Annotated in this window: 13 protein-coding genes; 8 read left to right on the forward strand and 5 right to left on the reverse strand. The window is 42.1% G+C overall.

The features are described 5' to 3' along the window. The first annotated feature begins 119 nt into the window (after positions 1-119). The 5 genes from VB836_RS12630 (at position 120) to VB836_RS12650 (ending at position 4,395) form a co-directional block, all read left to right on the forward strand. On the forward strand, positions 120-734 hold the full coding sequence (locus VB836_RS12630) for a glycosyltransferase (RefSeq protein ID WP_323219643.1): 615 nt from the start codon (positions 120-122) through the stop codon (positions 732-734). A 189-nt stretch (positions 735-923) separates the two neighbouring features. Beyond that, positions 924-1,724, forward strand: coding sequence for a hypothetical protein (locus VB836_RS12635; protein ID WP_323219644.1), 801 nt, complete (start codon positions 924-926; stop codon positions 1,722-1,724). Positions 1,725-1,958: 234 nt separating this feature from the next. Further along, complete coding sequence (locus VB836_RS12640) at positions 1,959-2,732, forward strand: hypothetical protein (RefSeq protein ID WP_323219645.1); 774 nt, start codon at positions 1,959-1,961, stop codon at positions 2,730-2,732. Between the two features lie 13 nt (positions 2,733-2,745). Continuing rightward, entirely contained in the window at positions 2,746-3,441 is a 696-nt protein-coding gene (locus VB836_RS12645) for a hypothetical protein (RefSeq protein ID WP_323219646.1), read from the forward strand. Between the two features lie 3 nt (positions 3,442-3,444). Beyond that, positions 3,445-4,395 (forward strand): ATP-grasp domain-containing protein, encoded by a 951-nt coding sequence (locus tag VB836_RS12650; protein WP_323219647.1) that lies wholly within the window; start codon positions 3,445-3,447, stop codon positions 4,393-4,395. Between the two features lie 37 nt (positions 4,396-4,432). Here VB836_RS12650 and VB836_RS12655 read toward each other — a convergent pair whose 3' ends face one another. From VB836_RS12655 to VB836_RS12675, 5 genes are all read right to left on the reverse strand, one after another. Continuing rightward, positions 4,433-4,609, reverse strand: coding sequence for a hypothetical protein (locus tag VB836_RS12655; RefSeq protein WP_323219648.1), 177 nt, complete (start codon positions 4,607-4,609; stop codon positions 4,433-4,435). A 264-nt stretch (positions 4,610-4,873) separates the two neighbouring features. Further along, positions 4,874-6,364 (reverse strand): dolichyl-phosphate-mannose--protein mannosyltransferase, encoded by a 1,491-nt coding sequence (locus VB836_RS12660; protein WP_323219649.1) that lies wholly within the window; start codon positions 6,362-6,364, stop codon positions 4,874-4,876. Positions 6,365-6,604: 240 nt separating this feature from the next. Then, complete coding sequence (locus VB836_RS12665; RefSeq protein WP_323219650.1) at positions 6,605-7,219, reverse strand: DUF3318 domain-containing protein; 615 nt, start codon at positions 7,217-7,219, stop codon at positions 6,605-6,607. Positions 7,220-7,318: 99 nt separating this feature from the next. Then, entirely contained in the window at positions 7,319-8,026 is a 708-nt protein-coding gene (locus tag VB836_RS12670) for a hypothetical protein (protein WP_046280877.1), read from the reverse strand. A 27-nt stretch (positions 8,027-8,053) separates the two neighbouring features. Then, on the reverse strand, positions 8,054-9,487 hold the full coding sequence (locus VB836_RS12675) for a NupC/NupG family nucleoside CNT transporter (protein ID WP_323219651.1): 1,434 nt from the start codon (positions 9,485-9,487) through the stop codon (positions 8,054-8,056). A gap of 221 nt (positions 9,488-9,708) precedes the next feature. Here VB836_RS12675 and VB836_RS12680 point away from each other — a divergent pair, with 221 nt between their 5' ends. The 3 genes from VB836_RS12680 to VB836_RS12690 all read left to right on the forward strand — a co-directional run bounded on the left by VB836_RS12680 (position 9,709) and on the right by VB836_RS12690 (position 12,209). Next, positions 9,709-9,975, forward strand: coding sequence for a hypothetical protein (locus tag VB836_RS12680; RefSeq protein WP_046280875.1), 267 nt, complete (start codon positions 9,709-9,711; stop codon positions 9,973-9,975). A 225-nt stretch (positions 9,976-10,200) separates the two neighbouring features. Then, the gene (locus tag VB836_RS12685) at positions 10,201-11,058 is read left to right on the forward strand and encodes a glycoside hydrolase family protein (RefSeq protein WP_323219652.1); all 858 of its coding nucleotides are present in this window, start codon (positions 10,201-10,203) and stop codon (positions 11,056-11,058) included. Between the two features lie 47 nt (positions 11,059-11,105). After that, positions 11,106-12,209 carry a C39 family peptidase gene (locus tag VB836_RS12690; RefSeq protein WP_323219653.1) on the forward strand — a complete coding sequence of 368 codons (1,104 nt, stop codon included), beginning with the start codon at positions 11,106-11,108 and terminating at the stop codon, positions 12,207-12,209. Positions 12,210-12,393: the final 184 nt, after the last annotated feature.

The following is a 12,393-nucleotide window of genomic DNA, read 5'->3' on the forward strand; positions in this document are numbered from 1 at the left end:
TGGGGAGACTCACCCCTCTGGAGTAGGTTAGGAAACTAGCTTGCTGTAAGGGTTGTCAATGAATCAGTAATCCAAAGCCGTGAGGCTTGGAGAATCCCCTTTCTTTAGAAATGGGGAGTATGTCAACCGCCTGGTTTCATTTTACAGGCCCTTATCATTCTTCTGCCAGCCGCGAACCGATCCCTTTTCCCTATGAAAAGTTGACGGGGAAACCGTTAATTTACGCTTCGATGGGGACTTTACAAAACCGTCTGAGTCGAACATTTCAAGAGATTGCTTCAGCTTGTGAAGGGCTAGAAGCTCAGTTGGTCATTTCTTTGGGTGGCGCTTTAGAACCCGAATCTTTACCTGCCTTACCGGGAAATCCTCTGGTTGTTAAATACGCGCCCCAGTTAGACATCTTGCAAAAAGCGACTCTGATGATTACTCATGCCGGAATGAATACAACAATGGAATGTTTAAACAATGGAGTGCCAATGGTGGCAATTCCAGTTACCAACGATCAACCTGGAGTATCGTCGCGGATTGCTTGGACGGGAGCGGGGGAGGTCGTTCCGTTGAAAAAGTTAAACGCTTCTAAACTGCGGGTGGCGGTTGAGAAGCTGTTAACGGAAGATTCCTACAAACAGAACGCTTTGAGACTTCAAGAGGCAATTAAACGGGCGGGAGGCGTTCAACGGGCGGCCGATATTATTGAACGGGCGGTTTCTACGGGTAAGCCCGTTTTGGCTTAAAGAAATCAATCCGGTAAAGAGGAAATATGCACTTTACAAATAATACTTTCACTGCGGTTTGAATAACTCCCTTGACCTGCAAGAACTTATTTTGAGACTCTACCAGTTGATTTTCTGTCCTCCAACGCCGGAGAAGGAAACTGATTCAGTGCCACAGTAGCCAGTAAATAGATTTTATTGGCTTTTTCCATGATCGTTTCACAACTACCCAAGTCCGAACAAGTTCGCCAAGCTTTAGCAGAAATTACCGCCTTTGAACAGTCGAAAGTTCCCGGTGTTTGGCGGGGACTCGATAAAAAACAACTGATTGCACAATTGCGATCGCGTGTTAATAATCCTCTCACATTAAACCAAGGAAGTCAACCCTTTTGTGGGCCTGCGGTGATTATTTTTGAACTGATTCGTCGTGATCCTTTGTATTATGTAAAAATTTGTCGTAATTTGTTTCAAATTGGCGGCTTTCATACTCGCAGTGAACGTTGGATTTCCGCTTCTGAAAAGTTGCGAAATGCGGAGGGAAATTATCAAATGCCACAAGTCGATTGGATGATATTATCGACATTAAGAGAGTCAGAAAATTTGCTCGTTCCGGTTCAACCGAATTCGCCGGATATTATTCGCAATCTTGGGGGAATGACGAAACCTTGGGAAATTTGCGAATGGGTGAAAGAAATTTTAGGCTATCAAAAACATCAGTATAAAAACACTTACTTATTTGGAGATTTAAAAGCGATGCTTGAAGTTTCCGAGGTGTTAAATTCGGGTGGCGTTGCTTTGGCTTTAATTAACGACGGAGGATTATTAAGAAATCAACCCCCACGCATTCCTTATCCGAGTCATTGGGTGTCAATTTTCAGCGATATTTCAATTCTATCTACAAAGTCTGTTAAATTTGAGGTTTATACTTGGGCGAAAAGAATGCAAGTTCAGGTGGATGAGGTCGCCTTTAAAACGCATTTTTGGGGAGTGGTGATGGGACAGGATAAATAGATTTAAAAGCTACAAACTGCTTAAGGATGTTAGGCTGGCGCTGTGAATAAGTATATTTTCTTGTCGCTCAAACAGAGTAACTCAAATTGGTGACACCTAAAACAGCTACTTTTCAATCGTTTGGCAAACTCGCTAAAGTGGGAAGCAAGAACAAGATATTGCAACTGCTCAATTAATCTTGGCAGACAAAGATATCTGGCTTTAGTTCATACCACACAAAGTTTTAAGGATTTTATGCTAGTTTCAACGTTTGAACTGTTGTTAACACCCATTACTCCAGTCGAGGGTAATATCCCTGGATCTGCTCGTACAGTTATACAAGGTTATTTTCTGACGATCGCTAATCCCAATAATACCCCTTTACGCCTGAGACTACGCTTTTCTGCGACAACACCTAACCTAAATTTAGATCAGACAATTACCATTCGAGATATTGTTGGAGTTAATGAATTTGGTGACTTAGTACCAACTGCTGATCCGAGAAAATTTAACTATGATCTGTCAGTTCCGGCTCACGATACCGCTTTGGTTATTTTACAACCGGACATCACTAAACTCTCTCCCGGTAAGGATCAATTAGAAGTTCGCGGCTATGTAGAAATCTTTTTACGAGGAAACTTCGGCAAGTTTAATGTATTGCTCACTCCCGAACATCGTGGTACCTTTGTTAACAAAGGTGTGATGAATTTGTCTGAGTTTGATCAACTGGTTTATAGCCTTCCAACTGCAACCGGAAGTAGTTTATTTCAGCTAACTTCACCCAAAGTTTTCAAAGAAGTTAAGCCGGAAATCAAAGAAATTCCTGATATCAAAGTTCGGGAGATTCCTGATATCAGCAAACCCGATCCAGACAATATTACACTTCCCAATCTCGAACTTCAACAATCTCTAGGTTTAATGGCTCAAACCATTGACAATATTCAACAACGTCTCGAACAAAATGGAGAGGCTTTCATCTCTCCTGATGAACGTCCGGCTGTTGGTGAACAAGCGTTAAACGAAGTATAAAAAAGAGGCGAGTATGCTTATCGTATTAGCTAGTTGTTACGATGAAGCTGCTCGCTTCTGGGTGGAAAATTGGACGGATGGAGATGTGACGTTACTCACCCCTGATGATTTATCAAAAATTGGGTGGCGTCACTATCTCGGAAGCCTTCAAGACTCAACGGCTGTCATCAACGATCAAGTGATTTCTGTCGAACAAATTACTGGAGTTTTAACTCGTTTACCTTGTGTATTTGAACAAGAACTCTTGAGTATTGTCGAGAATGATCGCCCTTATGTGGCGGCGGAAATGACAGCCTTTTTAGGGTCTTGGTTAGCTCACCTTTCCTGTCCAATTCTGAACCGACCTACACCGACTTGCTTAATGGGAACAAATTGGCGACATCAACAGTGGATCTATGCAGCTTCTCAAGTCGGAATGTCTGTAGAAACCCAACATCAATATATTAGCTTAAATGCTGAACCCCAAGCCTTAAAAATTCCCTCAGAGCGAGTTAGTGTAACAGTTATTGGTGATCGCTATATTGGTGAAGTTGACCCAATATTAGGAACTCAAGCCCAAAAACTTGCTCAATTTGCAGGTGTTGAGTTGTTAGTCGTTCACTATAATCACCCAGAAGCAGGCGGCAATTTTATCAGTGCTGATTTATGGCCTAATCTCAAATCTTCGGAGATTACCATTGCCATTTTAGAATACTTGAACGGGAAATAATTCATGTTAACTCTACTGTGGGGATTGCCTGGAGATTCACCTTTATATACTGTTTATCAAGAGTTGAATGATCTGGGTTTTCCAACTGTTTTTTTAGACCAACGGGAGATTTTACAAACGGAAATCACCCTCTCTGTCGGAAGTCAAATAGAAGGTGAAATTTGCACGCCTAACTTCAAAATTGATCTCAATCAAGTTACAGGTGTCTATTTACGTCCCTACGACTCCCGCCGTCTTCCAATGGTAGTAGAAGCAGGTTCTAATAGTCGAATTTGGCAACACGCCGTAGCGGTTGATGATGCGTTATTGTCCTGGGTAGAAATGACATCGGCGTTGGTTTTGAACCGTCCAAGTGCGATGGCTTCTAATAATTCTAAACCCTACCAATTACAACAGATTCGTCAAGTCGGTTTTCAAGTTCCTGATACTCTTGTCACGACTGATTCGGATGCCGTTTATGCGTTTTGGAAGCAGCATGGAAGTGTGATTTATAAGTCGATTAGTTCGACTCGGAGTAAAGTGTCTCGTTTGAGTCCTGAACATCACAAACGTTTGGCAAATGTTGCTTGGTGTCCGACTCAATTTCAACAATATATTCCCGGACAAGATTATCGGGTTCATGTTGTGGGTGAGGCGGTTTTTGCCTGTGCGATCGCTTCAACGGCTGATGATTATCGCTATCCTGATGATACAACGGATTATCCTCAATTAAAAAATGATATTTTACCTCTAGAAATCGAACAGCGATGCCGACAACTCGCTGCCACCCTGAAACTTCCTCTAGCGGGTATTGACTTGCGACAAACTTCTGATGGTGAATGGTATTGTTTTGAGGTTAATCCATCGCCGGGATATACATTTTATCAGCAAGAAACTCATCAACCGATTAGTTTAGCGATCGCACAGTTACTCACTCAAAAACAGCCTCAACGATTCAAAATGGCAACCCGATAATTGCTTCACCTAACTCAGTTTTAGGTGAGTTTTATACCTAAATTTCAGGCGCATCTTGTTGAGTTTTAGCTGGTTTCTTCGGTGTTGTTAAACCCGCCAGTGACCAGGTGAGACCGACAATGATTGCTTTGGCCATCGCATCAATTTGCTTGGCGTCGTCATTCAAGTTTTCTTGGGGTTTAGGTGTCGGTTTCTTATTTTCTGGTTTGTCCATAACGCTTCTGTCCTCGCTTTTAACTCGGTTTTGATCTTATGTAGTATTATCAACTAAAATCCCTAACTTTGCCGTGATGAACCTAGCGGGAATTCGTGATTGATGTCACTTTAATATACTTCCATAAATTGAAGTTTCATTCCGGAAAAAAAATCATAATTTTTGAGAACTTTTTAAAGTTCGGTTTTCCGTATCTGCTTGCTTTATACGGATATGATTTAACCCTTGAATTTGATCAAAAAGATGAGAAAAAACTCATCTAAGTTAAATCCAGCTTGGCAGCCACATTCTGCTTTGCCATGCTTCGGGAGAAAGGGGAAGACCCAAAAAAATCGGCATCCAAAATACAAAACCTAAGAGAATTAAAAAAACTGCTGTCACCCCCATCAAGCGTAAATGGAGGAGATGGCTATGCAACCAGCGATCAATCCACCAAGCAAGGATCAAGGCGGCAAACACAAACGCACTCATATAATGATAGAGAAAAACGCAGCGTGTGACAGTTATCCAAGGTGCCCAATTTGCCAACCAGTTCACGACAAGATAGAGTAATAACCATAACTCTATTGTCGGTGGAAAACGGGTATAAGCTTGTAGATTAGTTGAGGATAGATTTGGTGATTCTTGTTTTATTTTAACCCATATTTTGATCCGTTCCCATAACATCCAAATCGTTAAAATGATCGCCACAACAGAGAACCACCACAAAGGGGGATTTCCCATTGCATGAACATCATAAATAACAGGTGTAAAACTAGGGGGAGGCAAGGACGGATCGAGATCGGTGAGGTTGTCAATTCTCTGATAGAAATAAGCGAGAGGTCTCAGCGTTAAAGGCCAAGTATACCAAGCCGCGCAATAAGGATGAATATCAGGCCCTGTTCCGAGGGTTTTGTGATATTGGAGAATGGTCGTTTGCAGTTCCCAAAGTCCGGGTTCAGGACTAATTTGCAGGTGCGGAATCCAAGCGATAAAGTAAAATAAAAGGGGAATAATAACTAAACTTAAGCCTAACTGTGGAATGGATAGCTGAGTTAAGTTTTCGAGAGGGGATTTGTGAGAACTGACAAGAGCCAGATTTTCACAAGCAGCGAAAGCAAATTTAATGATCCAAGCCGCAATTAATAGCAGAAAAATTGCCAGTAAAAATCCTAAGCCATTCCATTTGACAGCTACAGTGGCACCGAAACAGATTCCGGAAGCGACTAACATCCTCCATCGCTTGACCCCCTCAACTTTGAGTGAGATAATCAACAAGAGTTGGGCGAGTAAGCCAAAAATAACAATATAAATATTATTGAGTGCATAGCGAGATTCTACTAAAAATAAACCATCTGTAGCCATTAATAGCGTCGCGAGAAAGGTATAACTGCGGCGAGAAGTCAGTTGATAAATAATCGCCCCAGCAACAACCGGAATAAATGCACCCGTTAAAGCGTTTATCCAACGATAACTCCAGGTTGAAAGCGTTGAACCTGCAAGATCATTAACGGTATTTTGACCAAAGGGTAAATGAGAACCGATCCAAATTCCAATGGCAATAATATACTGACTTAAAGGGGGATGAGCGTTAAAGAAAGGAGTTTGAGTTAGATAGTTATTGGCGAATTTTGCGTAATAAACCTCATCAAAAACCAACGTATTAAATCGACTCAAGCCCCAAAATCTCAGCAGCAATGAGATGATAAAAATCACCATAATTCCTACTCTAAACCAAAACTGTGAGGATTTAAAACGTTGTTGATAGCTAGTCATAAGTCCTGAAAGGGAGAGAAGAAAAACCACGCTCGACACAGAGACACAAAGAACGAAACTTCGTGATATTTGGGTCTTTTTTCAAACAGAGGGCGGGTTTATATCGGTTTACTCCATCCCATAAATTATCCTTGAGGAACCCGCCCCTACGCGGAAGAACGGATTCACTTTATGCTGGGAGACATAGATCTATGAATGCTCTAAAGAACAGCCAATACGGGTCTCTACAAGAAGAATAAATTATCGGGTTTCTTGTCGAATACTATCAGGAACAGCTACAGAAGAAAGTTTACCAATCGTCCGTAAATTTTGAGAACGAACTAATTCGATAAAATTTAAACTGGTGCGACCTTCAATTTCTGCAACTCGTTCGATAGCTTGTAATAAAGCACGAGCCGCTTCTGCTTCTAAATAACCTCGTCGTAGGGAGACTCGAATTGCCATTTCATCGGCTTCGAGTTCCACTTGAGAACTGTGGTTTGATTTCCAAATTTGAGTTAAACCAATAGCTGCTAAACTCCCGGCTAACATGACTCCTACCGCATCTTGCTGAGAGATTTCGACTACAGTTCCGACAATTCCGGCTAAAGCAACACCCTGATTAATATCGAGTTTAATCCAGCGAATATTAGACAGCCAACAAACCGTTCGCAATAATAGCAAATCTCGTTGTGAGCGAGATAAATTTTGCCAGAGTTCAAAATTGATAAAAACTTGCCGTATCGGTTTCCAAGGCAAGGGAAAAGGGCTATCAATCACTGTTTTTTGTTGGGGTTTGCTGATCAATTTAGTGATCATTCGACCCGAAGCAGGCATTAAGTCTAACAAGTGACTAATTTCAGTATCTTGAGTCATGGATAATCTCAATTTTAATTGTAGATTTTCGAGGAAGATGGAGGATTAGATTTACGCCTTTACCGAGGCTACATCTTGAACGGTTAGCTTAATTATAAACTAACTTTTGGACTGTTCTATGGGTTTGAGGGTATTAGATAAAGCTGCAATTGCTGCATCAATTTCTGGGGCTTTTTCCTCTGTTGCAGAGACTAACAAGAGAAAAATATAGATCCCACTCTGACGGGCTAAAATTGTTCCTTGAATGGGTTTAGTTTTCGCACCCATTTTCAAAGTTCCCGTCCAAGGAAGTCTGACCGAACCTGTCCCTAATTCTTGATAGGAATTGGGTTTAAATCCTTCACCCCGTTCAAAGGTTTCAATGGCAATTTGTGCTAAACTAGGATTCGGAATTGCTCGGTTACTTTCTCGGGTTTTGGCGACAACGGTGTAGGCTAAATTGCCTTCGGGAGATTCAATTAACGGAAAATTTCCCACAAAACCGACATTGTATCCTTCTAAAATACCAATCTGAAATCGACCTTGAGGATCTTTATAGTTACTCTCACTCAAGGGTAACGGTTGTACGTTTGGAGTGGGAGTCGGAGTGGGTGTTGGTGATGGCGAGGGTGAAGGTTTGGGCGCCGGAGAGGCAGCCGGAGAGGGAGAAGGTTTGGGCGAGGGAGAGGCTTGTTGGGCTTGAGTCGGTAAACCTATTTGTACAACTGAAAAGGAAGATTTTACAGCAGTCAAAGGTTGACCGATTATCATTAAAGTTATCGTTGTGATCGCTGCGATCGCTATCCAACTGAGTCGGTTTTTTTTCATGCTTTAATTCCTCAATCCGATTGGAGTTTATTTACCAAATACAGCAGGATTTCCAAAGTCAAATACACCCGCAATACACCCAGTCATTAATGTGGCTAAAGTTCCCGCCCATAATGCTTTTAAACCCAAAGAAGAGACTTCTGAACTGCGAGAGGGAATCAAAGAAGATAAACCTCCGACAAAAATACCATAGGAAGCAAAATGAGTAAAACCGCACAAGACATAACTGACAATTAGCATGGCGCGATTACTCAATCCACCTGACGCATTCAGTTGGGCTAAGGCTTGATAAGGGGGAATATTGGTTTCGAGTAAACGTCTTCCAATTAAGACTGAAGATTGCCACAATTCTTGCCAATCGAGTGAGATTCCCGTGATAAATGTTAGAGGAAGAAATAAAGCACCCAGAATATTTTGTAGTGTAATCACTTGAAAAACACTACCAATCGGTTGCAAAATGATCCATTCACTCTTAGACAAATCGGCTAAAGAGGAAAACACCAAATTAATCAAGGCAACCATACCGAGAATAGCAATTAATGCGGCTGCGATTCCCACCGCCATTTTGACTCCATCTAATGCACCGCCAATTAAACTATCCATCGGGTTCGGACGCTTTTCTGAGGCTTCTTCTGGATCTTTCGGAACACCGCCCATTGTTTTGGGTTTACCTGTTTCGGGAACAAGCAGTTTTGACACCACAAAACAGGCAGGAATTGTTAGAATAGATGCAGAAACTAAGTGTCCGGTAATGGTGGGAAACGTTGGACGTAAAAAGCCAGCATATAGCGCTAAAACCGAAGAGGCAATGGAACCAAAACAACTGGTTAAAATCGCACACAATTCACTGCGCGTCATGTCTAGCAGGAAAGGTTTGACTGCAATTGCTGATTCAATTCCGACAAAAATATTAGCCGCACCTGCTAAAGATTCGGCTCCACTAATTCCCATCGTTTTCTGAAAAACTTTCGCAAACACTTGCACAACGGGCTGAATAATATTTAACCGATAAAGCAAGCTGACTAAACCTGCAAAGAAAATCACTTGCGGTAAAGCGCGAAATGCCAGAACATAGGTAAATCCGGGATTCAGACTATCCGGGCCAATGCGATCGCCGGGAACCGCGACATAGGGCGTACCGACAGCCCGAGCAATCCATCGACCAGCAGGGCCAGGGCCGGCTGCAAAATTCGGATCGCTGACGAGAACCGAACTCGAGCCACCAAACAGAAACCTCGCTCCCGCCTCAGACGCATCTAGAATGGCGTTGAGTAAGCTACTGAGTCCTTCGACGAGTTGGGGGCCAAACACAAAGACCACCAACCCAACAAGCAATTGCAAGCCGATTCCCCAAATAATCACATTCCAGGAAACCACTCGTCTATTTTCCGAGCCTAACCAGGCGATCAGACAAAGAACAGCAACTCCTAACAGAGATATCAAGTTCAACAGTGGGTTCATACCATACAACCTCTCCGGCTACAGGCATATTGCCTGATAAATGCTCTAATGACAAGCATCTTAGCGATAAATGGACGCATTGGGATCTTTTTATGGGAAGCAAGTATAGAGGGTAACAAAAGTACAGGAGTGAGCGGAAGCTCACAAATTTAAAATTCAAAATCCCTTAAAATAAGCCCAAAATAGTAACAGTATTTCTCGCGTAAGCCAATTTTTGACTAATGGATGCTTTTCTGCCTACTCCGCCTGACTGGACGACCGATGCAATTCATGCTTTTGAATTTTGCTGTCCGAATTGTTCTGCAAGTTCTTTAGAAGCACAGCAAGTTTGGATCAATCGTCGTTCTCCTGTATATGGTGACAATCATCGTCGTAAATGGCAAGAGTTTTATCATTGTCACTGTGGATGTATGTGGTGGGCTTGGAGTAGCGATCGCCCGCCAACAAATCTTAAACCTCGTGAGCCGGATTTGCCGAGCGAAGAATAAGATTGTTCTCAATGTTTAAGAAAAGAAAGTTCGGGGATTCCCCGAAGTTGTAGGAGATCCCCTACTGCTCAAACTCAATACTGAAGCCTGATTCAGCCCGATGAATGCTCCATTTGCTTGGGTGCAGTTTCTCTGACTATTCTAGAGCCATACCTCGAAAAAAGGTCACAAGCTTAACTCCTTAACGGGATGAACTTGGAACGAGAAACATTAGGGTGAATTCAAATGATGCAAAGAATACTGAAGATTTTTGATGATTATCAAGTCGGTGAATTTGAAGGAAATCAACCCCTGCGAGTTGTAGAGACTCAAGGAAAAGTGCAACTGTTAATCAAAGTATTGCAGTTCACTTTGGCGGATACTTTTATCCTTGAAAAAGCTAACCCAATTCCTCGCGGAGAAGTGATTCCCCCTCGCAGCAGTCGCCGAAAAATTAATTCAGAAGGAATTAAGCTGATCAAAGCCTTTGAAGGCGTCGAACTTGAAGCTTATATCGATGCTGTAAATGTACTGACCATTGGCTACGGACACACCAAAAATGTGTCTTGGGGAATGACCATTACTCAAGCGGAAGCCGAGGAATTATTGCGTCAAGATATCGAAGAATTTGAAATCGCTGTTGAAGATGCGGTTCAAGTTAAAATTAATGATAATCAATTCTCAGCTTTAGTTTCCTTTTGCTTTAACTTGGGAGCGGGTTCGTTATTTCAGTCAACCTTGCTGAAGTTTTTAAACGCTGGAAAACACCAAGAAGCAAGTCAAGAATTTCCCCGTTGGAATAAAGCAGGCGGTCAGGCTTTACTCGGTTTAACACGCCGACGCATGGCTGAACGAGCCTTATTTTTGGGCAGACCTTGGCAACCTTTTTTAGAGTATGAACTTCTGCAATTAACTCAACCTAAAATTCAGAGTGAATACGTTCTTTATATTCAGAACGGATTGCAAAAAGCGGGATTTGAGATTCAAGCCAATGGCGTTTTTGACTTCAAAACCGATGCAGCAATGAAACAATTTCAAGCCCAAAAAGGCTTACATCCAGATGGATTAGTTGGGCCGATAACCGTCACTGCATTAGGCTTGTAAAAACCACTTATTAGTTAATTAAGTACACCAAAACCACAACAAAAATCATGCAATACATTCTACATTTCAAAACCGATTCCTACCTGAAACGCTTTCCTTTTGCTCCCGAAAAACTGCTATCCGAAGATCTCCTCGTTTATAAAGCTGGCGATGAAATATCCATCAGCGACTACACCCAAAACTTACAAGGAAATCACATTCGAGTCATTTTAGAAGATGTGGATGTGCGTTCAGTTTCTCTCGAAGATATCGAGAAGCAATACTATTGTTTGGCGAGTGAAATCGAAATCTTTAACGCAGAAGCGGCTCGCGGAAGTCGTGATGCTCAACAATTTCCGCCAACCCTTCCACCCAAAGTTAATTTAAAGGTTCCTTTCCACACCCAACACAACAATAAATACAACCCTGGCGGTGCTTGTAATGTAACTTGTATCGCCATGATCCTGAAATATTACGGGGTTGATTCTCGCACTCCAGACGATATTAATCGCAATGTTCAACTCGAAGATGTTCTTTATCTTAAAACAACTCAGTGGGATGAGGAAAACGGATTTACTGGGGGTTCTCAAGCGCGTCATCAACCCACATTTTTGATGCGATTGTTGCGGGAGTGGGGACAAAAATATGGTCAAGGTGCATTGCAAAATTCCCACTTCAAAGAATTCGCGTCTGAAGATGACATAAAACAGCATATTGCTTCAGGAAATCCGGTTGTTATTCATGGTTACTTCACAAACTATGGTCATATTATTGTTGTCAAAGGTTACGACGAGACAACTAAAGAATGGATTTGTAACGATCCGAACGGAAAATGGTTAGGATATCAAGGCGGATATGATAAAAATGCTAGTGGCGAAAATGTGCGTTATAGCTATGATAACGTTCGCGAAGTTTGTCATATTGGTGGCGGAATTTGGTGTCATTTTCCGGTTCCTCGGGTGTTACGTTTGAAGCAACAATTAATGGAAGGTTCGGACGTTATTCAGGTACAAACCGCATTAAAAAAACTGGGTTACTTGGTAGACCAAAACGGAGTATTTGACAAAAAAACGGATGATGCTGTTAAGCAGTTTCAAGAAGAAAAAAACTTGACCGTTGATGGTGTTGTTGGCCCTACAACTTGGGGGAAATTGTTTACAACTTTTAGTTAAATCTTGACCTCTCCCTAACCCTCTCCACCTCTCCCTAACCCTCTCTATCCCCCCTTGATCCCCCCTTAATCCCCCCTTGATCCCCCCTTAAAAAGGCAGGGCTGTTTCATTCTCGGTTCAAAAATGCGATCGCCAAATCTTAAAAGCCTTTCTCTGTAAAGAAAAGGAGGATTATTTCAACAGT

The organism is Limnoraphis robusta BA-68 BA1 (assembly GCF_034932365.1).
GTDB lineage: Bacteria > Cyanobacteriota > Cyanobacteriia > Cyanobacteriales > Microcoleaceae > Capilliphycus > Capilliphycus robustus.